Source organism: Muricauda sp. MAR_2010_75, from assembly GCF_000745185.1.
Lineage (GTDB): Bacteria > Bacteroidota > Bacteroidia > Flavobacteriales > Flavobacteriaceae > Flagellimonas.
The window spans coordinates 4,401,416-4,424,696 of record NZ_JQNJ01000001.1 but is presented as its reverse complement, the minus strand read 5'-3'; the positions used below and the strand labels follow the sequence as shown (position 1 = coordinate 4,424,696).

Genomic DNA, 23,281 nt, shown 5'->3' with positions numbered 1-23,281 from the left:
CCAATTTCTTCGGCATGAAAGAGGTGGAACAAAACAGTCTTGGTATGAAAGACATCAAGGACTCGCTAAACATACGTCATATGATGTTGCAAAACTTGGAGCAGGCAGCCATAACCTGTGATGATGAAGAACGCGATGCGCTGACCAATTTTGTGATTGTGGGCGGTGGCCCGGCCGGTGTCGAAATGGCAGGTGCCTTGGCGGAATTCTGTAAGTACATCCTTCCAAAAGACTATCCCGAGTATCCGAATAGCATAATGAACATCTACCTGATCGAAGCATCGGACGAACTATTAGCCTCAATGTCCAACAAAGCCTCGACAAAACACTTCGGTATCTAAAAAATCTAAATGTGCAAGTGTTGTTGAACGAGGCCGTGAGCGGTTACGACGGTAATGTGGTATCTACCAAAAGTGGAAGGAAAATCATGGCGAAAAACCTGATTTGGACGGCAGGTGTAACAGGCCAGGTTCCAGCGGGCATCAATCAAAAACATATAATTAATGGGAACCGTCTAAAAACGGATACCCATCTAAAAGTGGAAGGCATGGATAATGTTTTTGCCATTGGGGACATTGCCGGGGTAATCACCGACGAGACCCCTAAGGGCCATCCACAGGTAGCCCAAACCGCCATTCAACAGGGCGGTCATTTGGCCAAAGTGCTATTGAACACCGTTCAATCAATGCCTTCCAAACCATTTAGGTATAAAGATAAAGGTTCATTGGCCACAGTTGGTAAAAGAAAAGCGGTCGCTGATTTAGGAAAGCTCCACTTCGGCGGGTATGCTGCCTGGCTTTTATGGTCCGTGGTTCACTTGCTTTCCATCAGCGGGTTTCGAAACAAATTTTTGGTGGCTTCAATTGGGCCATCAGTTATTTTACCTACGAAAAAGCAACCGGGTAATCATAAGAAGTTTCAAACGTGATGCTTATATGAAAGCCTCCTTAAAATATAGTTCCAATAATGAATGGGAAAAGGATGTAAATCCCAAAAAATCCAGGCATTGATGCCTAGCCATTATTCAAATAACAGTATTATGAAATTCTTCGGCAGCTCGATCAAAAGACTGCACAACTATGGCATTGTGCTCTTTATCACTGTTGTTATTGCTATGGTGTGGGCCAACTCGCCATGGAAGGGATATTATGTCGGCCTAATGCAAACCGAATTTGCCTTTAGTGTGGGTACATTTCAGCTATCTGAGTCGCTACTGTTATGGATCAACGATGGCTTAATGGCACTATTTTTTATGCAAGTCGGTCTAGAGCTGAAACGTGAAATAATCGGTGGTAAACTGTCGTCCCCAAAGGATGCAATACTGCCCATCGGTGCAGCAATAGGTGGTATGGTGCTCCCTGCCCTTATTTATTTTATGTTCAACAACTCGGGCGAGGCTTCCAATGGTTGGGCATTCCCATGGCCACGGATATTGCATTTTCATTAGGGGTTCTGGCCCTTGTCGGAAAAAGACTTCCTTCGACCTTGAGGGTTTTTCTTATTACACTGGCTATTGTGGATGATCTAGGTGGTGTCTTGGTCATTGCCCTCTTTTATACCTCAGGTATCTCGCAGATGGATCTACTCCATGGACTATTGTTCTTCGCGGCTTTGATAATTGGTAATTATGCGGGAGTAAGAAGCACATGGTTCTATGCCATTATTGGCATCGGTGGTGTTTGGTTGACCTTCTTTTTTTCAGGGGTACATCCAACCATTGCCGGGATTCTGACCGCATTTGCCATTCCTGGTAGGGGTAAAAATTAAGGAGACTACCTTTTTAGAGCGTTTAGACCGTTTACATAAGAGATTTCAAGAAACCAAGTCCATAAAGGGGACGCTTATCTCAAAAACGCAATTGGAGATATTGGAGGATATAAAGACTGCAAGTTCCGAGGCCGAAACTCCACTCCAAAAATTGGAAAGGACTTTAAACCCAATAGTGGGCTTTGTAATTCTTCCCTTGTTCGCTTTGGCAAATGCAGGAATACATCTTCATGGAGATTTGCTGAAAGTACTATCCAGCCCGGTTAGCTTGGGGATTGGTCTAGGTCTCATTTTTGGCAAGTTTATCGGTATTACTGCTTTTTCAAGACTACTCGTTGCATTTAAACTCGCCAAGCTTCCGGAAAACGTGAATTGGAAAATGATTTATGGTATAGGTTTTCTTGGCGGTATCGGTTTTACCATGTCGTTGTTTATAACCGAACTGGCTTTTACGGACGAGTCCCTAATATTTACGGCCAAGGTAAGCATCCTATTCGCTTCATTGACAGCGGGGGTAATGGGTGCTCTATTATTATACAGAAACAGAAAACAATTAAGAACAGTTAAACATAAAAGAACATGAAAAACATTGCAGTAGTAGGATACGGAGTTATCGGGAAAAGAGTGGCCGATGCCATTAATGTACAAGATGATATGAGCCTTATTGGGGTTTGTGATGTCATCAGCGATTGGCGCATACAAAATGCGGTGCGAAAAGGGTATGCAGTTTATGCGGCCACACCCGAAGCCGAAAAAGAAATGAAAGCAGCCAATATTGCCATTGAAGGAAGTATGCAAGACATTTTAGAAAAAGTAGATCTTGTAGTGGACTGTACGCCAAAGAACATCGCCGCGAAAAATGTGGAAATATACAAAGGGCAAGGGATCAAGTTTATCGTACAGGGAGGTGAAAAACACAAGACCACAGGCCACTCCTTTAGTGCCGAGAACAATTATAGCACTGCGGTAAATCTAGATGCTACCCGGGTGGTTTCCTGTAACACCACATCTATCTTAAGGACATTGACCGCTTTAAAAAAGGCAGATCTATTGGATTATGCACGGGGAACATTATTAAGAAGGGCGACCGACCCATGGGAAAGCCACTTGGGCGGCATCATGAACACCATGGTGCCGGAAAAGGACATCCCGAGCCATCAAGGTCCCGACGCGCAAAGTGTCGATCCGGATTTGGATGTCATTACTTCTGCGGTCAAAGTTCCCGAGACTTTGAGCCATATGCATTACTGGAACGTTAAGCTACGAAAAAAAGCCTCAAAGGAAGAGGTGTTGAACGCCCTCAAAACCTCAAGTAGAATCAAGTTCATTCACTATGATCAAGGCTTGGTCTCCAACAATACCATCAAAGAAATGTTTTTGGATATGGGTAGGCCTTGGGGCGATATGTACGAGGTGGCCCTATGGGAAGACATGCTCAAGGTTGTGGGCGATGAACTTTTTTATGCCTACGTGGTCGATAACCAAGCGATTGTAATCCCTGAGACCATTGATGCCATTCGGCCCTCACGGGTATTGAGACCGATGCACACAGATCCATCGAAAAAACCAATGCAAGTTTAGGAATCGGATAAAATTTCATTATGAAAACTTATGATAACATAGTCGCGCATTTAGGGACAAAGCATCTTCTATTTAGATCATGTAAGCCAGAAGGTCACAAAGATGAACTGCAGTTGCCGATAAGAATATTGTGGACACGTATTCGTCAATAGTAATCGAATCAACAAGTACTCCGAAGCCTTTCGCAATTATATGGCCATGGTAATCTGGGAGGTACGGGGTATCTCAGCATTTTACCGGTAGATCAGGGAATCGAGCACAGTGCCCTTTTTCGGCCCTCACGTACCCCGAATACGTTGTCCACAATATTCTTATCGGGCAACTGCAGTTCATCTTTGGTGACCTTCTGGCTTACATGATCTAAATAGAAAGATGCTTTGTCCCCTAAATGCGCGACTATGTTATCATAAGTTTTCATAATGAAATTTTATCCGATTCCTAAACTTGCATTGGTTTTTTCGATGGATCTGTGTGCATCGGTCTCAATACCCGTGAGGGCCCGAATGGCATCAATGGTCTCAGGGATTACAATCGCTTGGTTATCGACCACGTAGGCATAAAAAAGTTCATCGCCCACAACCTTGAGCATGTCTTCCCATAGGGCCACCTCGTACATATCGCCCCAAGGCCTACCCATATCCAAAAACATTTCTTTGATGGTATTGTTGGAGACCAAGCCTTGATCATAGTGAATGAACTTGATTCTACTTGAGGTTTTGAGGGCGTTCAACACCTCTTCCTTTGAGGCTTTTTTTCGTAGCTTAACGTTCCAGTAATGCATATGGCTCAAAGTCTCGGGAACTTTGACCGCAGAAGTAATGACATCCAAATCCGGATCGACACTTTGCGCGTCGGGACCTTGATGGCTCGGGATGTCCTTTTCCGGCACCATGGTGTTCATGATGCCGCCCAAGTGGCTTTCCCATGGGTCGGTCGCCCTTCTTAATAATGTTCCCCGTGCATAATCCAATAGATCTGCCTTTTTTAAAGCGGTCAATGTCCTTAAGATAGATGTGGTGTTACAGGAAACCACCCGGGTAGCATCTAGATTTACCGCAGTGCTATAATTGTTCTCGGCACTAAAGGAGTGGCCTGTGGTCTTGTGTTTTTCACCTCCCTGTACGATAAACTTGATCCCTTGCCCTTTGTATATTTCCACATTTTTCGCGGCGATGTTCTTTGGCGTACAGTCCACTACAAGATCTACTTTTTCTAAAATGTCTTGCATACTTCCTTCAATGGCAATATTGGCTGCTTTCATTTCTTTTTCGGCTTCGGGTGTGGCCGCATAAACTGCATACCCTTTTCGCACCGCATTTTGTATGCGCCAATCGCTGATGACATCACAAACCCCAATAAGGCTCATATCATCTTGTACATTAATGGCATCGGCCACTCTTTTCCCGATAACTCCGTATCCTACTACTGCAATGTTTTTCATGTTCTTTTATGTTTAACTGTTCTTAATTGTTTTCTGTTTCTGTATAATAATAGAGCACCCATTACCCCCGCTGTCAATGAAGCGAATAGGATGCTTACCTTGGCCGTAAATATTAGGGACTCGTCCGTAAAAGCCAGTTCGGTTATAAACAACGACATGGTAAAACCGATACCGCCAAGAAAACCTATACCATAAATCATTTTCCAATTCACGTTTTCCGGAAGCTTGGCGAGTTTAAATGCAACGAGTAGTCTTGAAAAAGCAGTAATACCGATAAACTTGCCAAAAATGAGACCTAGACCAATCCCCAAGCTAACCGGGCTGGATAGTACTTTCAGCAAATCTCCATGAAGATGTATTCCTGCATTTGCCAAAGCGAACAAGGGAAGAATTACAAAGCCCACTATTGGGTTTAAAGTCCTTTCCAATTTTTGGAGTGGAGTTTCGGCCTCGGAACTTGCAGTCTTTATATCCTCCAATATCTCCAATTGCGTTTTTGAGATAAGCGTCCCCTTTATGGACTTGGTTTCTTGAAATCTCTTATGTAAACGGTCTAAACGCTCTAAAAAGGTAGTCTCCTTAATTTTTACCCTACCAGGAATGGCAAATGCGGTCAGAATCCCGGCAATGGTTGGATGTACCCCTGAAAAAAAGAAGGTCAACCAAACACCACCGATGCCAATAATGGCATAGAACCATGTGCTTCTTACTCCCGCATAATTACCAATTATCAAAGCCGCGAAGAACAATAGTCCATGGAGTAGATCCATCTGCGAGATACCTGAGGTATAAAAGAGGGCAATGACCAAGACACCACCTAGATCATCCACAATAGCCAGTGTAATAAGAAAAACCCTCAAGGTCGAAGGAAGTCTTTTTCCGACAAGGGCCAGAACCCCTAATGAAAATGCAATATCCGTGGCCATGGGAATGCCCCAACCATTGGAAGCCTCGCCCGAGTTGTTGAACATAAAATAAATAAGGGCAGGGAGCACCATACCACCTATTGCTGCACCGATGGGCAGTATTGCATCCTTTGGGGACGACAGTTTACCACCGATTATTTCACGTTTCAGCTCTAGACCGACTTGCATAAAAAATAGTGCCATTAAGCCATCGTTGATCCATAACAGTAGCGACTCAGATAGCTGAAATGTACCCACACTAAAGGCAAATTCGGTTTGCATTAGGCCGACATAATATCCCTTCCATGGCGAGTTGGCCCACACCATAGCAATAACAACAGTGATAAAGAGCACAATGCCATAGTTGTGCAGTCTTTTGATCGAGCTGCCGAAGAATTTCATAATACTGTTATTTGAATAATGGCTAGGCATCAATGCTGGATTTTTTGGGATTTACATCCTTTTCCCATTCATTATTGGAACTATATTTTAAGGAGGCTTTCATATAAGCATCACGTTTGAAACTTCTTATGATTACCCGGTTGCTTTTTTCGTAGGTAAAATAACTGATGGCCCAATTGAAGCCCACCAAAAATTTGTTTCGAAACCCGCTGATGGAAAGCAAGTGAACCACGGACCATAAAAGCCAGGCAGCATACCCGCCGAAGTGGAGCTTTCCTAAATCAGCGACCGCTTTTCTTTTACCAACTGTGGCCAATGAACCTTTATCTTTATACCTAAATGGTTTGGAAGGCATTGATTGAACGGTGTTCAATAGCACTTTGGCCAAATGACCGCCCTGTTGAATGGCGGTTTGGGCTACCTGTGGATGGCCCTTAGGGGTCTCGTCGGTGATTACCCCGGCAATGTCCCCAATGGCAAAAACATTATCCATGCCTTCCACTTTTAGATGGGTATCCGTTTTTAGACGGTTCCCATTAATTATATGTTTTTGATTGATGCCCGCTGGAACCTGGCCTGTTACACCTGCCGTCCAAATCAGGTTTTTCGCCATGATTTTCCTTCCACTTTTGGTAGATACCACATTACCGTCGTAACCGCTCACGGCCTCGTTCAACAACACTTGCACATTTAGATTTTTTAGATACCGAAGTGTTTTTGTCGAGGCTTTGTTGGACATTGAGGCTAATAGTTCGTCCGATGCTTCGATCAGGTAGATGTTCATTATGCTATTCGGATACTCGGGATAGTCTTTTGGAAGGATGTACTTACAGAATTCCGCCAAGGCACCTGCCATTTCGACACCGGCCGGGCCACCGCCCACAATCACAAAATTGGTCAGCGCATCGCGTTCTTCATCATCACAGGTTATGGCTGCCTGCTCCAAGTTTTGCAACATCATATGACGTATGTTTAGCGAGTCCTTGATGTCTTTCATACCAAGACTGTTTTGTTCCACCTCTTTCATGCCGAAGAAATTGGTCTTGGTTCCGGTGGCCAAGACCAGATAATCGTAGGTGAGCTTGCCTTTGTCTGTTACAACTGTGTTGGAAGCGGGTTCGATTTGCGTCACTTCGGCAAACCTAAAGCTCACATTACCATAGCCCTTGAACTGTTTTCTGAAGGGAAATACGATACTGTCCGGTTCAAGACCGCTGGTGGCCACTTGATAGAACAAGGGCTGAAATTGATGGAAGTTGTTACGGTCTATCAGCACGACCTGTACCTCCTTGTTTTTAAGGCCTTCTACCAGGGCCAGCCCTGCAAAGCCACCACCCACAACCACTATACGCGGCAAAAATGTTTTGGGCAAACAAACAGACTCCATCACTTCACAGTTGGCATCGGTATTGTTCTTTGATATGCAGGTATTCTGATTTCCCATGATCTGCTCTTTTATTTTTCTACGGACAAAATTTATCCTGTCACATTGTAAGTGGCCATATTTTATTTTTGATGTTTTTTTCTGACAATCAAAACAGAACAATGCGCGTGCATGGCAATGGATTGGGCGACCGAACCAAGCAAAAAGCGCGAGAATGCGCCATGGCCTTGTGATCCCAATACGATAAGATCCACCTCCAAATCAGTTGCCTTTTCCAAGATTGCATTTTTGGGAAACCCTTCTACAATATTGGTCGTTATCGACAACTTGCCGTTCTTTTGTTTTAACGACTTTGCAGCATTGTTAACGATGGTTTCAGCCGATTTTTTCGCATTTGACATGGCTTCTTCTTTATAATGGCCGATACCACTTAAGGGGAAAGCCCCTGGTACAGTTAACATTGGATTTTCATAAACATTTAGAACATGTATTTTAACTAATTTTGGCAGCGACATTGCCGCTAGTTCATCGATGGCATCTTTGCTGAATTCAGAGCCGTCAATTGCGAGTAATACTTTCATCTTCTTCGTTTTTATTTATAGACTTAACTTAAAAATTTTGATTCAAAACAATTGGGTTGATTAATTTTCTCCAATACAAATGCTCATAGAGGCCTGACCAATACATGCCAAAAGTGAAAGCGAACAAAAGCTCTTCGATTGGTATGCCGGCCACTAGAATATCACTCAGGTTTTCCAGATTCCAAAACAATGTTACGTAGTCGGGGTAAAACGGGAGAATACTTCCAAAATAAACAAAGTACAATGCCGTGAACAGAAATCCACTTATCCAGATTTTGGTCTTAAGGTCTGGGCGGCAGTACAGCGTGGCCATTCCACCCAAGAACATGGCCAATATTCCACAGTAAATATGGTTCATGGGAGTGAAAAGGGCCAATATCAAAAACACGACCGCCGGTACGAAAAGGATATATAGATGCAACCTATGTCTATAATGGTTACGCTCGGTATGCGGTATTTTAACATACCTTCGCTTGAAAATAAGATTGTAAAGTACGGTGCCAATACCCCCGATGGCAAAAGAGAAAATGATGCTTTCAATATCGAACCCGGTCTTTATCGCCAAATCGAAGAGCGATGGCGGGTGCCAATATTCGGGAACGAACAGCGGCTCGGTTAGCCCAAAGGGCATGGTTATCCAACTCATCCTCAACATTTCTTTACGGGAATCCTTCTTCAAAAGATAGACCACGCCCCAAAGGGCCAGTATGATAAGGGACCATATAAACCAAACGTATTGCATAAGATTATAATTTTCTGGTTTCTAAATAATCAACCGCTTCCTTGACCGTCAAGGGGTAGGTGGCATTCCCCGTTCTGACATAAAAGGTTGTATTTTCGGTATCGCTGACATAGATTGGTTTTTTAGAAGGTTCGACAGCTATTACGCACACATCTTCACCATTTAATTTGTAAAATGAAATGTGATTGCTAAAACAAGCCTCGTGACCTAACTGTGTTGAAATTATCCTGAAAATTTCACGCTCATATCCATCTTTGTTCTTGTGCTTTAGGGTCTTGAAATCTTTTTCAAGGCCCACAATGTTGCCATCATCGTCAACGCCAATGATCAATTTTCCACCTTTTGCATTCATAAAACCAGTGATGGTCTTGGCAATGACCAGTTCCAGTTCGCGGTTCGTGGTTTTCCTAAAATAATCGTAACGAATAGATGACTTGAATTCTACCCGTTCATTCTCACCCGCCTCTATCAATTCTTCTAAATCACGCAGTAACAACTGCTGTTGTGTGCCTATAAGCTTGTTCTTTCGCCTGAGGGTTATGAAAAATAGACCGGAAACTATCCCTAGGAAAATGCCAAGGATTGTAAGCGAGACGCTCATCCCTCTCATATCAAAAGTGAAAGATTCTAAAAACTGCGACTTTAAGACGTCCCAAAACAGGGAAAATGAAAATGGTGTATTGCTAAATTCAAACCAATAGAGCACCATGGTAAAAGGATGGACAAGGAAATAGAAAATGCCCCCCATATTGCCGTTTGGGTGAAAATTGTTTTGATATTTCTTGCAGTACTATTCACTTATTCTACTTTATATGGTTGTACTCTAGGTTCAATTCCGGGATTCTATTGTCAATTGCTCAGTTCTTTGGCACTTTCCGCCAACAAATTGCCTGTGGTCGATGCGACACCGGTTCCTAAAAAGTCTCTCCGATCTTTTGTTCAGATTATCTACTCTTAATCTGTGTGTTGTAAAATGCTGCAATCAGGGCACCTGTGAGCCAAGCAATGATAAATGTCTGGACAATGCCAATAAGTGCCTCCCAAATTGGCACGTCTACCCGTATTATACTGGTAGTGTCCAAGCCGTGCAGCAGGCTGTTGAAAAAGGTTATGCTTCCTTCTTGTCCTGCTGTCGCCAAAACAATCATGCAGCCGGCGTAGAGGATTGCAGCGGTCAGCCCCATGGCAAAACCGAATTTTTTTACATTGATACGATTCATGATTCTTGTTTTAATGTTTATTGTTGTTATTATTCATTTATGAGTTTGTTCATGTGCAAAAACCAAAGTTGGAGTCAATGGTTGCGCTCAAGGCTCTTTTTGTATTCCATTTTATTGTGCATGGCCTTGGCGAGATCCTCGTGTTCTAACGTGTGATCACAAAAAGAATCGGTCAAAAGGCTGTCCGAAGCAATGACCGGCATAAAATGGTGGGTGGTCAGTAGCATAAGGTCAGGATATCTAGTAATCATATCGCTCAATTTGTTCGCTAGTATGGTATCCTTTGCTGCTGCTTTTACGAGTTCGTCCACCATCATTCCCATGGCATGGTCGTTATCCATCATGTTGGCAATGTATTTTTTGCCCAGATCGTGATTTTCGACAAGTGCGGACAATACCTCTTCTTGCTGAGAGTGGTCCTCGAGCATATCCTTTACAGAACTACCCTGTTTTTGTGAGCAGGCCGAAATGAGTAAAGTAGCCAATACCATTATGCCTGTCTTATAAACTTTTATCTTCATTTTGACTTTTTTTAGTAATTAATATTTGCCCTACATTCCTTAATTTGATTTCAAGATCTTTTTTGATTCTTCATATTCCTCCTTAGAGATTTCGCCATTGGCGAAGCGCTTTTTTAGAACTGAAAGTGGGTCTTCCTTCTTTGATTTTCTGTAAGGGATGTCATATGGCACCAAGAATATCCATATCAAGAGGATCAACCATATGACCCACCAGATGACGTGCATGCCGCCCCAATGTCCGTCGAAAAAATGCATAGTTTTAGTTTTAAAGGTTATACATTACTTGTTTTCGGACTATTTGTCCGATTGTAAAAGTTTCTTAGATTGCTCGTATTCTTCTTTGGAAATCTCGCCCTTCGCGAAGCGGATTTTGAGCAACATTAGTGGGTCATCTCCCTCAATCTCTTCATAGGAGGAACTGGTTGGGGCAAAGAAAATCCAGCCCAATGCCACAATCCAAATGGCCCACCAGATCAGGTGCATGCCCCAAAAAAATCCATCTTTGTAAAACATATTTTTAATTTGAAGGTTTTTATGATTTTAACTAATCTCTGCTATGGTATAGCCCTCAAGTTTGTTGAGTTGCCCTTGCAGTTCTTCTACCGTAAGCTTCTTGTTCATTGTTACAATGGTTGCGCCCATAGGCTGTAAAAAAACTTCTACTTGCTCTACTTCAGGATGTTCTTCCAAGGTCTTCTTGATTCTTGTGATACAGCCACCGCAGCTTATTCCGTTAATTTGATATCTGTACTTCATTTCGAAAGTATATTTTAATGGTGCCGATGCCCCCGGTGATCTTCTTGGGTCTCAGTGGAATCTTGCTCTTTGTCATGATCATGGTATTTACTGTTATCAGATTTTCCATGATCACCATGCCCGTGACCACCGTGAGGTATGAAAAGGTGTATCAAAAACATCACGATGATAAAGGAAAAAAGCCCATTGTACCCTGTAATGCCAAATGCAGGCGCAAAAAAAATCAACAATAGCGGGAGACCACAACCGATGACCATCCAAATCCAATGTCCTTTCATGATTTTTATTTTTTCGTTACCTATTATGTGTTAATGGTGCTCAGAATGGTCATCTCCTTTTGATTTCATTGTACCATCATCCATCATTCCCATTCCTTCCATATCCATTCCCTTTTCCTTCATCATATTCATGCACGACTCCATACAATCATTGCTCATCATCCCTTTGTCTTGCATCATTTGCATCATTTCGCCCATCATCTCGCCATCCTTTATCATTCCGTTCATCATGGAATGCATCATTTGTCTGTTGCCCATCATTTGGTTCATTATGGTGCTGTCGCCCATCATCATTTGCATGCCTTGTCCCTTCATCATGGTGCCCATCATTTTTTTGTTTCCCTGCATCATTTGCATGGCATGGTCGCTCCCTTGCATCTGTTCCATGAATTCCATCATATAATCATGGTTTTGTACCAGATCTTTAAGGATCTCGCTTCTGGTTTCCTCGTTTTGAAGCAAGGTTTGTACATCGGTTGATTGTTTGCAACCGTTCAAGGACAAAAGCCCTATCACAGAAAAAATAATTACTAAATTTCTCATTGTATATGAATTAAGGATTAATCGTCAATTGGCTGATTTCAGAAAGGATTCGATTTTGGTGATCTCCTCTTCCGTCAGATTGGCCCTAACCCGCATGTGCAGGCTTATGGTTTCCCAATCGGTATCGTTGTAATCCGCGGGTGAAGGGGCAATATGACATCGGTTGCACACCTCGCCCCAGAGCTGCGCCCCGGATTTTTCAATTTTGAAATCCACTTCACTCCCCGCCACCTCGGTCGCGGTATCCGTCGCAATGGGTTTTTTATTGGAGGAGCAGGCGACCATGATCGATGCCATGACGGACAGGATTATTGCTGCTTTAAAATTCGTTGTTGTTTTCATTTCACTTTCTTTTTTTGATTTTAAAATCCAATGGCCCAATGCACAAACAATCCATTGGTACGGGTCGTGCCATCACTGTCATGACCACCTTCCATCTTGGTGGTTTGATAGCTGAATTTGACCACGGAACGCCAACTCAGCCAATAGTTCAAACCAAAAGCGTACTGCGTTGACTTCTCTTCCCACTCCGCTCCTTCAGGTGCGTTGAAATCGGAATATCGACCCACAAATTCAAGTTGTTTCATAAAGTCGCTTCCCGACATGATGGGGCGATAGCTCAATTGTGTATAAAAGGAGCTGCTTTGGTTGTCAAAGGAGTAAGGTTCGGAAATCCCATCTTCGATTTCATAGTAGGTGGCGGTATCCACATTGGAACTGTTGTACTGGGCCTTGATGTCCACAACCCCTTGTAAGGGGGTGATCGATTTTACATAGGAAAGATCCAGCGCCCAAAGAAAGGCACCCACATCCTTGTAATCGGAGTCCTCTGCACCGGTACTGTTGGTGGTATAGGCGGAAATCCCCCATTCCATGGATGAATCCGAGAGCGGGAGTAGGCCGATCCTGCCACCCAAGGCCTTGGCCAGGTTCACATCTTCATAATAACCGAAATCCAGCATACCCGCTTCTTCAGGCTCCTCACTTCCATCTTTGATGCGCGGACCGTTGGTCACATAAACCGCATAGTTCAGTTTGGGACCGCCCAGATCGAATGCCCCCCTGAGTTCGACGCCGATATCGGAGGCCGGTGCAATTCCGTCGTGACCAAATCCAAGGGGTCTGCTTGGAAGTCGGTTGATCCATGCAGGGTGCAAACGCTCCATAAAGGTTCCAAAGGGAAGCAGGAATTTACCGGCCCTTACGGTCATGTGCTTGTTGAGCACATACATCACATCGGCATATTCCAGTCCCGTTTTCAATTCATTTCCTTCGAGCTCAAACTCCAGTTCGGCCTCGAACATGAGCTTGTCGGAATGCTTGTAGAGGAATATAGGGGCGAATGTGGCCCCTAGAAAGGTGGATTCTTGTTCACCACCGGTATCCAAATATTCAAATCCGGTGTGTCCGTAACCACGCAGCATGAACTGCGTCTTACTGGGTTCAAAGGTGTTGTAGGTCTGGGCCAAAGCCGAAGATCCCAACCCTAAGATAATTAGGGTCATTAGTAGTTTTTTCATTTTTTCAAGGTTCTGATATAGTTGATCAATTCCCATCTCTTGTTTTCGGGAAGTGCGGTTTCATAGGAAGCCATAGGGGGCTTACCGTTGGTCAATTTCCAGAATAGGGCACCGTCCGATTGGGACTGTACCTTGGCACTGGTCAAGTCGGTGGGTTTTGGGGTCAATCCGGCTCCGCCCATGCCGTCTCCCTTACCCTTGGCCCCGTGGCAGATCACACAGAGCATTCTGAAGGTCCGTTTGCCGCTTTCTGTCGCCGTGGCATCATTTTTTAAGGGATTGTTCAAATTGTCCGCACTGGCCGGGGCTTCCCATTGGGTCTGTGCTCTGGTCGCCTGTAGGGCCAAAAGGGTCATTAGGAACGTTAGCATTATGGGTATTGATTTTTTTTGTGTAAGTTTCATTTTATTATTTGTTAGGTTGTTGCGTTAAAACTACTGTTTGACCTGACAGGCCATCTTCATAATATTCCTGGATTTTTATATTATTTCGTCAAGAAAATCCCTTTGCCACATTTGTCCGTTTTTGTAATCCGTCATGCTCATCCCCATAATTTCCTTGAACTGTGCGGACAAATGGTTGACGCTGCTGTAATCGAGCATATAGGCGATATCGGAAAATGAATATTGTCCCAGTTGGATAAGCTCCTTTACCTTTTCGATCTTGAGCTTGATAAAGTACTTTTCGATCGTGATGTTTTCATTTCTGGAAAAAACCTTGCTCAGTACTTTGTAATCGCGATGCAATAAATCGACAAGGTAGTCCGAGGTGTTCCCTTTGTGGTTAATCGGGACGTTGGTCACTAAGGAAATCAAGCCTATCTTGATTTTCTCAACGATCATTTCCTCTTCGCTTTTGGCTATTTCAAAGCCATTGGAATGTAGGACGTCCACGACTTTTTGGTCAACTTCGGCAATCCCTATTTCCGGGGCATTTACCGTAAGTTTCCCCAGTTCAAGGGATAGAACCTCAATGCCCAGGTCATGCAATTCTTGTCTTATGACCTTGAGGCATCGCCTACAGACCATATGCTTTATCCAGTATTCCTTTTTGGAATCCATGGTGTCTGAGTTATTGTTAAGCGTAAATAATATCGGGTCAAAACCCGATAGGAGAATCGATCAGGATATGCCGTCGTGGAGATAGCACACGACAAAAAAGGTCATTTAGTGGCCATGACCAATGTGAAGAGCGAACGATTGCATTGACGTTCCGCCAGTGTAAAAATCAAATTAGGAAAGTTTCATGAAGGACAAGGAGATCCTGTTCGATCCACGGGGGATCGTAGTCTTTAAAAGGGATTATGTTTTCCTGTAGCCCTTCGAAACGATCGATATGGTAAAAAATAAAGGCATTTAGAAATACAAGTGTGCCGAAATCAAGGTCAAAGGAATCCAGCATCAGGTCATCCTTGCCAATATTGGCATAGGTATCGGTGCTGCAGCAATCCTTTTGTTCCAAAGAGCACTTCCTTGAGGTGTTTTTGGGATTTTGAAGCTTTTGGTCGCAGGGTTTTGCTTTGCCGGTCACAGAAAAACTGACCAACTTGTTACAGCAAAAATGGGCATTCGATGCAAAGGAAGTGGTACTGATCAATACAGAACAGGCCAGAAACAGGGACAATATTTTCGATGTGGTTTGCTTCACTTCCTAAAGTTACTAAATTTTGTTTAACTCGCTAAAAATCAAACTGTAATCAATTATGCAGTTATCCATATGATTACTGTTTGTGTGTGATTTCAGCAGGATTTGGTTCCAAATGTAAGGTATGGGATTCGGAAAAAACATGACAAATATCAGGTTTACCAAAAGTACTGGCATTGGGCCACCACAAGGATCACAATACTATACTGGTATACAATATGTGGGGAAAGGAATGACCGTCAGCTGTCCAACGATCGGATTCGGTATCGAGGAACTTTAAGGTCTGTTATGGTTCGATTGAAGACAAGGGTTCCACCTTTAATCGGGTTGAAAATACAATGCTATTGGTCAGGGTTCCATCCGTTGCCAGTAAGGAGGGCCTTCGAACCACGATGTGCTTTATACCGTCCCGGACCAGATACGATGGTCGTATAAATGATTGATGGTCAAAAGTATGGGGTGCCATGGTCGGTACTTTGAAAAGCAGGGGCTTTATGCGGAATCCTTGTATAAATTGTGTTAAATTTAATGAGGTTGTTAAAATTTTTGTAGTTTTGTAACCGCTATGAGAATATTTTGGTTCAAAATATTATCTTGTTTTATGGCACTCAACGTGCTGGCATCCACCTTTTCCTTTGCGGTGGCACAACACTATTGTGGGGAAGATCTTGTTGATTTTTCCTTCTTCGGTAAAGCGGAATCCTGTGGAATGGATATGCAGCAGCCATCGGATTCACACCAGCACAAGCTGCAGAAAAAACAGTGTTGCGATGACGAAACGCTTTCCGTACAAGGAAATGGGGATCTATTGCTTTCCGTTGAAAATTTAAGTGTTGGGGAGCATCAGTTCCTGGTTGCCTTCACGTACAGTTACATCAATCTTTTTGAGGGATTACAGGAAAATATAGTTTCTGTCGTACATTACCCTCCGCCCCTTTTGGTCAAGGATATTCAGATTCTTGATCAAACTTTCCTTATTTAAGAGCATATCGATGACGTTTGGCCGTGCTATGGTTTTTGGCATGGCCCTAGGTATTTATTGCCTTTGGAACATTTTCACTATTTCCAACACAATAAACTCATGATATGCTTAATAAAATCATAAAATACTTTTTAGAGAACAAACTGGTGACCGTTCTCGTTTTAATAACGTTGGTTACCTGGGGGATTGTCACTTCCCCCTTCAATTGGAATACGGGCTTTCTCCCAAAAGACCCGGTGCCCGTGGATGCCATTCCCGATATTGGGGAAAACCAGCAAATTGTTTTCACGCAATGGCCCGGGCGATCGCCACAAGATATCGAGGATCAGATTTCTTATCCAATGACGACCTATTTACTTGGAATTCCAGGGGTGAAAACGATCCGTAGTTCATCCATCTTTGGATTTTCCAGTATCTATATCATTTTTAATGATGATGTGGAATTTTATTGGTCGCGCTCCCGGATCCTTGAAAAATTGAATTCACTTCCCGCAGGGCTGTTGCCCGATGGGGTAACCCCGACTTTGGGTCCTGACGCCACGGCATTGGGACAGGTATATTGGTATACCCTGGAAGGAAGGGACAAGGATGGCAACCCTACGGGAGGATGGGATCTGCACGAAATACGGACTGCCCAGGATTTTTATGTGAAATACGGGTTGAATGCCGTGGACGGGGTGTCCGAAGTGGCTTCGATCGGTGGTTTCGTCCAAGAATATCAAGTGGATGTAAATCCAGATGCCCTGAAAGCCTATAATATTCCTTTATACAAGGTCATGGAGGCCGTACGGAAGTCGAACAGGGATGTGGGCGCCAAGACCATTGAAGTCAATCAAGCAGAATATTTGGTCAGGGGCTTGGGATATGTCAAAAATACGGAAGACATAGAAAAGGCCGTGGTTGCCGTCTTTGACAATGTCCCGGTTCGGGTCAAGGATATTGGGGTGGTCAGCTTGGGACCGGCCACACGAAGGGGCGTGCTCGATAAAGGGGGCGCCGAAGTGGTAGGTGGCGTCGTGGTCGCCCGTTATGGTTCCAATCCTTTGGCGGTCATCAATAATGTGAAGGACAAGATCAAGGAAATCGCACCCGGTTTGCCCAAAAAGACATTGGCCAATGGTGTGGAAAGCCAATTGACCGTGGTCCCGTTTTATGACCGGACACAGCTCATCCACGAGACCATAGGTACTTTGGAAAATGCCCTGTCCCACGAAATACTGATCAGCATCATCGTTGTACTGGTACTTGTCCTCAACCTGAGGGCCTCTGTGATCATATCCAGTCTATTGCCTGTCGGGGTCCTAATGACCTTTATTGTCATGCAATATGCCGGGGTAGATGCCAATGTGGTGGCCCTTTCCGGGATAGCCATTGCCATAGGGGTGATGGTGGACGTGGGGATCGTGTTCGTCGAGAACATTATCCGTCATTTGGAAATGCCCGAGAACCATGGTGCCAAGGGCAAGGAACTCATTCAGGTAATATATAAGGCCACCGTGGAAGTGGCCTCGGCAATTACGACCGCATTGGCGACCACCGTCGTGAGCTTTGTGCCTGTCTTTGCCATGCAATCGGCAGAAGGGAAGCTATTTAGGCCCTTGGCCTTTACCAAGACCTTTGCCCTGTTGAGCGCCTTTGTGCTGGGAATCGTTGTGCTTCCGGCATTGGCCCATTTTGTAATGGGGGTGGATTATGACAAGAAACGGGTGCGACGGTTTTGGTCCATTCTATTGATATCCACCGGGCTTATTTTTGCATTTTATGCCCAGATGTGGTTGCCATTGGTCATTTCACTCATTGGGTTGAACAATTTGATGGAACCCAAATGGCCGGAGCACTATAAATCGTTTCCCAACTATATCAATTTGGGACTGACCGTTTTTATCGCTTCCTTCTTCCTGACCGAGGAATGGATGCCCTTGGGACCCCAAAACGGTATTGTGGTCAACTACTTTTTTGTGTTGTTCCTAGTGGGCATTATCCTGGCCGCTTTGATGGGAATCGTACATTTCTATACCCCGGTCCTAAAGTGGTGTCTGGAAAACAAAGGAAAGTTCATGCTCATCCCATTCGTGACCCTGTTTTTTGGGGTATTGGTTTGGCTGGGGTTCGATAGCACCTTTGGAATCGTGGCCAAAGGCTTTGAATCGGTAGGTTGGAAAAGTGTCAGACAGACCTCGGGATGGCAGGCAGCTTCCAAGAGATTCCCGGGAATAGGATCCGAGTTCATGCCATCGCTCAATGAAGGTTCGTTCCTGTTGATGCCGACATCCATGCCGCATTCAGGGGTGGAATACAACAAAAGGGTGGTTGGACAGTTGGATATGCTCTTGGGAAGCATACCCGAAGTGGACTTGGTTGTCGGTAAACTCGGTCGCGTTGAATCCGCACTGGACCCTGCACCCATTTCCATGTATGAGAACATCATCAACTATAAACCTGAATTCATTGTGAATGAAGACGGACATAGGGTCCGTTATAAAGTAGATCGAAAGGACAGGTTCATTACCCAGCATAAAGACACTTTGACCAATGAGGAGGCCTTGCAGTTAGGGATTGCCGAGAAGGACCTGATCGTGGATGAGGACGGTGAGTTTTTCCGAAACTGGAGGCCTCATATCAAATCCCCCAACGATATCTGGGATGAGATCGTAAAGGTCACCAAGATCCCGGGCATAACCTCTGCTCCCAAATTACAGCCCATAGAAACCCGGTTGGTGATGTTGCAGACCGGAATGCGCGCTCCCATGGGGATCAAGGTTTTTGGTCCCGATCTGAAGACCATCGAGGATTTTGGGATGCAATTGGAAGGTATCTTGAAGGAAGTGCCCTCGGTCAAGGCAGAAGCCGTATTCGCCGATAGAATAGTGGGCAAACCTTATTTGCACCTCAATATCAACAGGGACGGGATATCCCGATATGGTTTGAACATTGAAGATGTGCAGCAAAGCATCGAAACAGCGATCGGTGGGATGAAAATCACCTCCACCGTTGAAGGTAGGGAACGTTTTCCCGTGCGGGTGCGCTACCCGAGGGAATTGAGGGACGACCCGGAATCGTTGAAGAAAATTTTGATTCCCACACCGGTAGGGGCGCAAATTCCCTTATCCCAAGTGGTGGATTTTGAATATGTCCGCGGGCCTCAGGCCATCAAGAGCGAAAACACCTTTTTGGTGGGCTATGTGCTTTTTGATAAACGGGACGGTTTTGCGGAAGTCGATGTGGTGAACGATGCCCAGGAAGCCATCCAGAAAAAAATCGATGCAGGGGAATTAACGGTTCCCGCCGGAATAAGCTATAAGTTTTCTGGGAGTTATGAGAACCAAATCAGGGCAGTGAAAAGACTGTCCATTGTCATACCGATCAGTTTGATCGTGATTTTCTTGCTCCTGTTTTTTCAGTTCAAGACGGTCATCGCATCCTCCATCCATTTTTCCGGAGTTTTTGTTGCTTTTGCGGGAGGTTTCATAATGCTCTGGCTCTATGGTCAGGATTGGTTCATGAATTTTGCCATTTCAGGGGTCAACATGCGGGATCTGTTCCAAATGCACACGATCAATTTAAGCGTTGCGGTTTGGGTTGGTTTTATCGCACTTTTCGGTATTGCCACCGATGATGGTGTCATCATGGGTACGTACATCCACCAGGTTTTCGAGGAAAAGAACCCTCAAACCGTACCGGATGTAAGAGCGGCGGTTTTGGAGGCAGGGAAAAAAAGGGTCCGTCCCGCCATGATGACGGCCGCCGTGGCCATCATCGCCCTTTTGCCCGTGCTGACCTCTACCGGAAAAGGGGCCGACATTATGATTCCCATGGCCATCCCGACTTTTGGGGGAATGGCCATTCAGATCATGACCATGTTCGTGGTCCCGGTACTCCAAGCCTATTGGAGGGAAACAGTCATTATAAATCGCAACAAAGCATTGAAAAAAATACAGTAAAATGAAAAATGTATTGACCATCATATTTGTCTTGACAAGTATCCTTTCCAACGGCCAGACCTTGGAGGATTACTTTAAGGTAGCGGCTGAGAACAATCCAGGGTTGCTTTCACAGTACAAAGATTTTGAGGCGGCGTTACAAAAAGTACCGCAGGTGAAGGCTTTACCAGATCCAAACCTGTCCTTTGGGTACTTCATCTCCCCGGTCGAAACCCGGGTAGGGCCCCAAAAGGCAAGGTTTTCACTGACCCAGATGTTTCCTTGGTTTGGAACCTTAAAGGCCCAAGGTGATGCCGCTGCACTTATGGCAGAGGCCAAGTACCAGTCTTTTTTGGATGCCAGGAACAAACTTTATTACGAGGTTTCAGCAGCTTATTTTCCATTGTACGAACTTAAGGAGTGGGTACGGATCGAAGAGGACAACATCGCCATTCTGGAATCCTACAGGACGGTTTCCAATACGAAATTCAAAAATGGCCTGGGATCATTGGTCGATGTCTTAAGGGTGGACGTGCTTTTAAAGGAAGCCCGGACGAATCTGGGTATCCTTAAACATAAGGAAATCCCCCTTTTGGCGTCCTTCAATAAACTATTGGACCGTAAGGAAGATGAACAAATAAACATCCCTGAGACCTTTGGGGTCAATGTACTGCCCATTGATTATGTCAAAGATTCCTTGGTAGTGGACCATCCGCTCTTGAATTCCCTGGAATTAAAGGTCAAGGCTGCAGCGGCATCCGAAAGGGCAGCCCTTAAACAAGGCCTGCCAAAAGTGGGGGTCGGACTGGACTATGTAATGGTCGATGAGCGAACGGACATGGTGGTTCCCGATAACGGCAAGGATGTATTGATGCCCATGGTTACCTTGAGCCTGCCCCTATTCAGGGGTAAGTACAGGGCAGCCGAAAAGGAGGCCCAATTGATGCAGGAAAGTTATGCACTGCAAAAAAAGGAAGTCACCAATACATTGAAGACCAATTATGAAATGGCCGTTTTTGACATAAGGCAGCAGACCGATCTGATTTCCCTCTTTGATGAACAGATCATGGAATCGGAACAAGCACTCAATCTGTTGTTCACAGCCTATGGGAATTCCGGGAAGGACTTCGAGGAGGTGTTGCGAATGCAGCAACAATTGTTGAAGTATACTAAATTGAAAATAAGCGCATTGACGCAATATGAAATAGCGTTGGCCAAGTTTAACTATATCACGGCAAAAAAATAATCAGATGAAATCAGAAACACAAAAAATAGTAAAAATAGCCTTGTCCACCTTGGTTCTTGGACTTTTGCTGGGATGGCTATTGTTCGGGGGCTCCAAGGGCAATGCCACAGAGGAACACCAACATACTTCGGAAGTATCGGGAGAAACCATTTGGACCTGCTCCATGCATCCCCAGATCAGACAGACGGAACCGGGAGATTGTCCCATTTGTGGGATGGACTTGATCCCTTTGGAAAATGACAACGGTTCGGAACTGGACCCCATGGCCGTTAGCATGTCGAAAACCGCCATGCAGCTTGCCAATGTCACTACGGAAATCGTGGGCAAGACCGCCCCGGTCAAATTGATCGATCTTAATGGCAAGGTGGAAGCGGATGAACGATCGATCTATTCCCAATCTTCCCATATTCCCGGCAGGGTGGAACGGCTAATGGTGAATTTTACAGGGGAGTATATCAAGCAGGGGCAGATCATCGCCTATATTTATTCCCCTGATCTGGTCACTGCACAAGAGGAACTTTTTGAAGCAAGAAAGGTGGCGGACACCCAACCGCAGTTTTTTAATGCCGCCAAGGAAAAATTAAAAAACTGGAAGCTTTCCGACAACCAAATCGCACAGATACTTCAATCCGGGACCGTTAAGGAGGAATTGCCGATACATGCCGATGTTTCAGGCTACGTTACCGAAAAAATGGTAAACCTTGGCGACTATGTCAACAAGGGCAAGGCATTATATCAAATTGCCAACCTGAACAGCGTTTGGGTACTGTTCGATATTTATGAGTCCGACATGCCCTGGGTAAGAAAAGGCGATGAAGTGGTCTTTACCATACCCTCGCTCCCGGGCGAAAACTTCAAAGGCAGGATTTCCTATATCGACCCGGTGATCAATCCCATGACAAGGGTTGCCAAGGCCAGAATCGAGATCGGGAACACCGGTTTAAGGTTAAAGCCGGAAATGTTCGCTTCCGGAACCGTAAAAGCAAAACAGCCCATTGCATCAGAAGCGATAACCATTCCTAAGTCGGCAGTGATGTGGACCGGGGAACGTTCTGTGGTATACATCAAGAATACCACATCCAATGGGGTGAATTTTGTGTTGCGCGATGTCACCTTGGGACCATCGTTGGGAAATGGTTTCATTGTCAAGGAGGGGCTGCAAGAAGGGGATGAGATCGCGGTAAACGGGACCTTTAGTATCGACGCGGCGGCCCAATTGGCCGGGAAACCGAGCATGATGAATCCTGAAGGTGGGCCCGCCATGACGGGACATAACCACGGAGGCATGAAGATGGGGGATGACAAGGGTACAGGCGGTAGCGATCATTCGGAAATGGATATGGGGGATCCCGGCTTGGAAAACAAAACAGACCATTCTGATATGAACCAGCGAATGACGGCGACAGCGACTTTTAAAAACCAATTAAAACAGGTGTTGAGCGCCTACTTGGAGTTAAAGGATGCGCTTGTCAATGATAATGCCGCCAAGTCCAATGCCGCTGCAAAAAAAGTGTTGTCGGCCTTGGAACATGTGGATATGAAACAATTGACGGACAAAAAGGCGCACGGCCATTGGATGACGATATCGAAGGAAATCTCCAATTCGGCGAATTCCATTTCAAAGATATCGGATATCAAAGCCCAACGCGATCATTTTAAACATCTGTCCGCCCATCTATCCAAAGGTGTCAAGCTTTTTGGGGTCGATCAAAAGATATACGAACAGTTTTGCCCGATGGCCGATAACAACAAAGGTGCCTATTGGTTGAGTACGACCAAAGAGATCAAAAATCCCTATTTCGGAGAGGCTATGTTGACCTGCGGTGAAATCACCGATGAAATGTAATT

General features: G+C 44.7%; 27 protein-coding genes and 2 pseudogenes. 9 read left to right on the top strand and 20 right to left on the bottom strand.

Features of this window, described 5'->3' with window-relative positions; all coding sequences use genetic code 11:
* From FG28_RS21065 to FG28_RS19920, 5 genes and pseudogenes are all read left to right on the top strand, one after another.
* A partial coding sequence (locus tag FG28_RS21065) for an FAD-dependent oxidoreductase (protein ID WP_262491879.1) occupies nt 1-341 on the top strand: 341 nt, incomplete at its 5' end.
* Nucleotides 342-352: 11 nt separating this feature from the next.
* On the top strand, nt 353-928 hold the full coding sequence (locus tag FG28_RS19930) for an NAD(P)/FAD-dependent oxidoreductase (protein ID WP_262491878.1): 576 nt from the start codon (nt 353-355) through the stop codon (nt 926-928).
* Between the two features lie 42 nt (nt 929-970).
* Nucleotides 971-1,767: pseudogene (nhaA, locus tag FG28_RS21150) on the top strand (Na+/H+ antiporter NhaA).
* A 91-nt stretch (nt 1,768-1,858) separates the two neighbouring features.
* Nucleotides 1,859-2,350, top strand: coding sequence for a Na+/H+ antiporter NhaA (locus tag FG28_RS21010; protein WP_231562662.1), 492 nt, complete (start codon nt 1,859-1,861; stop codon nt 2,348-2,350).
* Nucleotides 2,347-3,359 (top strand): annotated as a pseudogene (locus FG28_RS19920) (type II glyceraldehyde-3-phosphate dehydrogenase). The gene FG28_RS21010 and the pseudogene FG28_RS19920 overlap by 4 nt, the downstream one beginning before the upstream one ends.
* A 233-nt stretch (nt 3,360-3,592) precedes the next feature.
* Here FG28_RS19920 and FG28_RS20720 read toward each other — a convergent pair.
* The 20 genes from FG28_RS20720 to FG28_RS20715 all read right to left on the bottom strand — a co-directional run bounded on the left by FG28_RS20720 (nt 3,593) and on the right by FG28_RS20715 (nt 15,751).
* The gene (locus FG28_RS20720) at nt 3,593-3,766 is read right to left on the bottom strand and encodes a hypothetical protein (protein ID WP_156102337.1); all 174 of its coding nucleotides are present in this window, start codon (nt 3,764-3,766) and stop codon (nt 3,593-3,595) included.
* Between the two features lie 9 nt (nt 3,767-3,775).
* The gene (locus tag FG28_RS19915) at nt 3,776-4,789 is read right to left on the bottom strand and encodes a type II glyceraldehyde-3-phosphate dehydrogenase (protein WP_036378943.1); all 1,014 of its coding nucleotides are present in this window, start codon (nt 4,787-4,789) and stop codon (nt 3,776-3,778) included.
* Nucleotides 4,786-6,096, bottom strand: coding sequence for a Na+/H+ antiporter NhaA (gene nhaA / locus FG28_RS19910; protein ID WP_231562577.1), 1,311 nt, complete (start codon nt 6,094-6,096; stop codon nt 4,786-4,788). The genes FG28_RS19915 and nhaA (FG28_RS19910) overlap by 4 nt, the downstream gene beginning before the upstream one ends.
* A gap of 22 nt (nt 6,097-6,118) precedes the next feature.
* The gene (locus FG28_RS19905) at nt 6,119-7,483 is read right to left on the bottom strand and encodes an NAD(P)/FAD-dependent oxidoreductase (RefSeq protein ID WP_051947539.1); all 1,365 of its coding nucleotides are present in this window, start codon (nt 7,481-7,483) and stop codon (nt 6,119-6,121) included.
* 119 nt (nt 7,484-7,602) lie between these two features.
* On the bottom strand, nt 7,603-8,061 hold the full coding sequence (locus FG28_RS19900) for a universal stress protein (protein ID WP_036378941.1): 459 nt from the start codon (nt 8,059-8,061) through the stop codon (nt 7,603-7,605).
* Nucleotides 8,062-8,089: 28 nt separating this feature from the next.
* Complete coding sequence (locus FG28_RS19895; protein ID WP_036378939.1) at nt 8,090-8,803, bottom strand: lycopene cyclase domain-containing protein; 714 nt, start codon at nt 8,801-8,803, stop codon at nt 8,090-8,092.
* Between the two features lie 4 nt (nt 8,804-8,807).
* Nucleotides 8,808-9,551 (bottom strand): helix-turn-helix domain-containing protein, encoded by a 744-nt coding sequence (locus FG28_RS19890; protein ID WP_051947537.1) that lies wholly within the window; start codon nt 9,549-9,551, stop codon nt 8,808-8,810.
* Between the two features lie 196 nt (nt 9,552-9,747).
* Complete coding sequence (locus FG28_RS19885; RefSeq protein ID WP_036378938.1) at nt 9,748-10,023, bottom strand: DUF5676 family membrane protein; 276 nt, start codon at nt 10,021-10,023, stop codon at nt 9,748-9,750.
* Between the two features lie 74 nt (nt 10,024-10,097).
* The gene (locus tag FG28_RS19880; protein WP_036385892.1) at nt 10,098-10,544 is read right to left on the bottom strand and encodes a hypothetical protein; all 447 of its coding nucleotides are present in this window, start codon (nt 10,542-10,544) and stop codon (nt 10,098-10,100) included.
* A gap of 39 nt (nt 10,545-10,583) precedes the next feature.
* Nucleotides 10,584-10,799 carry an SHOCT domain-containing protein gene (locus tag FG28_RS19875; protein WP_036385890.1) on the bottom strand — a complete coding sequence of 72 codons (216 nt, stop codon included), beginning with the start codon at nt 10,797-10,799 and terminating at the stop codon, nt 10,584-10,586.
* A gap of 39 nt (nt 10,800-10,838) precedes the next feature.
* Nucleotides 10,839-11,057, bottom strand: a complete 219-nt coding sequence (locus FG28_RS19870) for an SHOCT domain-containing protein (protein ID WP_036385889.1) — start codon at nt 11,055-11,057, stop codon at nt 10,839-10,841.
* Nucleotides 11,058-11,084: 27 nt separating this feature from the next.
* The gene (locus tag FG28_RS19865) at nt 11,085-11,300 is read right to left on the bottom strand and encodes a heavy-metal-associated domain-containing protein (RefSeq protein ID WP_036385886.1); all 216 of its coding nucleotides are present in this window, start codon (nt 11,298-11,300) and stop codon (nt 11,085-11,087) included.
* Nucleotides 11,301-11,314: 14 nt separating this feature from the next.
* A complete protein-coding gene (locus tag FG28_RS20525; protein ID WP_081894146.1) occupies nt 11,315-11,578 on the bottom strand; it encodes a hypothetical protein in 264 nt (87 codons plus the stop codon).
* A 30-nt stretch (nt 11,579-11,608) separates the two neighbouring features.
* Nucleotides 11,609-12,121, bottom strand: a complete 513-nt coding sequence (locus FG28_RS19855; protein ID WP_036378936.1) for a hypothetical protein — start codon at nt 12,119-12,121, stop codon at nt 11,609-11,611.
* A 24-nt stretch (nt 12,122-12,145) separates the two neighbouring features.
* Complete coding sequence (locus FG28_RS19850; protein ID WP_147378303.1) at nt 12,146-12,463, bottom strand: hypothetical protein; 318 nt, start codon at nt 12,461-12,463, stop codon at nt 12,146-12,148.
* A gap of 20 nt (nt 12,464-12,483) precedes the next feature.
* Nucleotides 12,484-13,641 (bottom strand): hypothetical protein, encoded by a 1,158-nt coding sequence (locus FG28_RS19845; protein WP_036385884.1) that lies wholly within the window; start codon nt 13,639-13,641, stop codon nt 12,484-12,486.
* Entirely contained in the window at nt 13,638-14,045 is a 408-nt protein-coding gene (locus tag FG28_RS19840; RefSeq protein WP_036385883.1) for a cytochrome c, read from the bottom strand. The genes FG28_RS19845 and FG28_RS19840 overlap by 4 nt, the downstream gene beginning before the upstream one ends.
* 75 nt (nt 14,046-14,120) lie before the next feature.
* Complete coding sequence (locus FG28_RS19835; protein WP_036385881.1) at nt 14,121-14,702, bottom strand: AraC family transcriptional regulator; 582 nt, start codon at nt 14,700-14,702, stop codon at nt 14,121-14,123.
* A gap of 166 nt (nt 14,703-14,868) precedes the next feature.
* Nucleotides 14,869-15,288, bottom strand: a complete 420-nt coding sequence (locus FG28_RS19830; protein ID WP_036385880.1) for a hypothetical protein — start codon at nt 15,286-15,288, stop codon at nt 14,869-14,871.
* Between the two features lie 283 nt (nt 15,289-15,571).
* The gene (locus FG28_RS20715; protein WP_139297725.1) at nt 15,572-15,751 is read right to left on the bottom strand and encodes a hypothetical protein; all 180 of its coding nucleotides are present in this window, start codon (nt 15,749-15,751) and stop codon (nt 15,572-15,574) included.
* A gap of 135 nt (nt 15,752-15,886) precedes the next feature.
* Between FG28_RS20715 and FG28_RS19825 the strand changes: the two genes are divergently transcribed.
* The 4 genes from FG28_RS19825 (at nt 15,887) to FG28_RS19810 (ending at nt 23,279) form a co-directional block, all read left to right on the top strand.
* The gene (locus FG28_RS19825; protein ID WP_051947534.1) at nt 15,887-16,267 is read left to right on the top strand and encodes a hypothetical protein; all 381 of its coding nucleotides are present in this window, start codon (nt 15,887-15,889) and stop codon (nt 16,265-16,267) included.
* 104 nt (nt 16,268-16,371) lie between these two features.
* Nucleotides 16,372-20,208, top strand: coding sequence for an efflux RND transporter permease subunit (locus FG28_RS19820; RefSeq protein ID WP_036385877.1), 3,837 nt, complete (start codon nt 16,372-16,374; stop codon nt 20,206-20,208).
* A 1-nt stretch (nt 20,209) separates the two neighbouring features.
* Nucleotides 20,210-21,433 (top strand): TolC family protein, encoded by a 1,224-nt coding sequence (locus tag FG28_RS19815; RefSeq protein ID WP_036385875.1) that lies wholly within the window; start codon nt 20,210-20,212, stop codon nt 21,431-21,433.
* A gap of 4 nt (nt 21,434-21,437) precedes the next feature.
* Nucleotides 21,438-23,279 carry an efflux RND transporter periplasmic adaptor subunit gene (locus tag FG28_RS19810; RefSeq protein ID WP_036385873.1) on the top strand — a complete coding sequence of 614 codons (1,842 nt, stop codon included), beginning with the start codon at nt 21,438-21,440 and terminating at the stop codon, nt 23,277-23,279.
* The last annotated feature ends 2 nt before the right edge of the window (nt 23,280-23,281 follow it).

What these genes read in the sequence shown, in the direction of transcription:
- FG28_RS20720 (WP_156102337.1), bottom strand. Translation starts at nt 3,766, where the DNA reads ATGAAAACTTATGATAACATAGTCGCGCATTTAGGGGACAAAGCATCT.
- FG28_RS19915 (WP_036378943.1), bottom strand. Translation starts at nt 4,789, where the DNA reads ATGAAAAACATTGCAGTAGTAGGATACGGAGTTATCGGGAAAAGAGTG.
- nhaA (WP_231562577.1), bottom strand. Translation starts at nt 6,096, where the DNA reads ATGAAATTCTTCGGCAGCTCGATCAAAAGACTGCACAACTATGGCATT.
- FG28_RS19905 (WP_051947539.1), bottom strand. Translation starts at nt 7,483, where the DNA reads ATGGAGTCTGTTTGTTTGCCCAAAACATTTTTGCCGCGTATAGTGGTT.
- FG28_RS19900 (WP_036378941.1), bottom strand. Translation starts at nt 8,061, where the DNA reads ATGAAAGTATTACTCGCAATTGACGGCTCTGAATTCAGCAAAGATGCC.
- FG28_RS19895 (WP_036378939.1), bottom strand. Translation starts at nt 8,803, where the DNA reads ATGCAATACGTTTGGTTTATATGGTCCCTTATCATACTGGCCCTTTGG.
- FG28_RS19890 (WP_051947537.1), bottom strand. Translation starts at nt 9,551, where the DNA reads ATGGGGGGCATTTTCTATTTCCTTGTCCATCCTTTTACCATGGTGCTC.
- FG28_RS19885 (WP_036378938.1), bottom strand. Translation starts at nt 10,023, where the DNA reads ATGAATCGTATCAATGTAAAAAAATTCGGTTTTGCCATGGGGCTGACC.
- FG28_RS19880 (WP_036385892.1), bottom strand. Translation starts at nt 10,544, where the DNA reads ATGAAGATAAAAGTTTATAAGACAGGCATAATGGTATTGGCTACTTTA.
- FG28_RS19875 (WP_036385890.1), bottom strand. Translation starts at nt 10,799, where the DNA reads ATGCATTTTTTCGACGGACATTGGGGCGGCATGCACGTCATCTGGTGG.
- FG28_RS19870 (WP_036385889.1), bottom strand. Translation starts at nt 11,057, where the DNA reads ATGTTTTACAAAGATGGATTTTTTTGGGGCATGCACCTGATCTGGTGG.
- FG28_RS19865 (WP_036385886.1), bottom strand. Translation starts at nt 11,300, where the DNA reads ATGAAGTACAGATATCAAATTAACGGAATAAGCTGCGGTGGCTGTATC.
- FG28_RS20525 (WP_081894146.1), bottom strand. Translation starts at nt 11,578, where the DNA reads ATGAAAGGACATTGGATTTGGATGGTCATCGGTTGTGGTCTCCCGCTA.
- FG28_RS19855 (WP_036378936.1), bottom strand. Translation starts at nt 12,121, where the DNA reads ATGAGAAATTTAGTAATTATTTTTTCTGTGATAGGGCTTTTGTCCTTG.
- FG28_RS19850 (WP_147378303.1), bottom strand. Translation starts at nt 12,463, where the DNA reads ATGAAAACAACAACGAATTTTAAAGCAGCAATAATCCTGTCCGTCATG.
- FG28_RS19845 (WP_036385884.1), bottom strand. Translation starts at nt 13,641, where the DNA reads ATGAAAAAACTACTAATGACCCTAATTATCTTAGGGTTGGGATCTTCG.
- FG28_RS19840 (WP_036385883.1), bottom strand. Translation starts at nt 14,045, where the DNA reads ATGAAACTTACACAAAAAAAATCAATACCCATAATGCTAACGTTCCTA.
- FG28_RS19835 (WP_036385881.1), bottom strand. Translation starts at nt 14,702, where the DNA reads ATGGATTCCAAAAAGGAATACTGGATAAAGCATATGGTCTGTAGGCGA.
- FG28_RS20715 (WP_139297725.1), bottom strand. Translation starts at nt 15,751, where the DNA reads ATGGCACCCCATACTTTTGACCATCAATCATTTATACGACCATCGTAT.
- FG28_RS19825 (WP_051947534.1), top strand. Translation starts at nt 15,887, where the DNA reads ATGGCACTCAACGTGCTGGCATCCACCTTTTCCTTTGCGGTGGCACAA.
- FG28_RS19820 (WP_036385877.1), top strand. Translation starts at nt 16,372, where the DNA reads ATGCTTAATAAAATCATAAAATACTTTTTAGAGAACAAACTGGTGACC.
- FG28_RS19815 (WP_036385875.1), top strand. Translation starts at nt 20,210, where the DNA reads ATGAAAAATGTATTGACCATCATATTTGTCTTGACAAGTATCCTTTCC.
- FG28_RS19810 (WP_036385873.1), top strand. Translation starts at nt 21,438, where the DNA reads ATGAAATCAGAAACACAAAAAATAGTAAAAATAGCCTTGTCCACCTTG.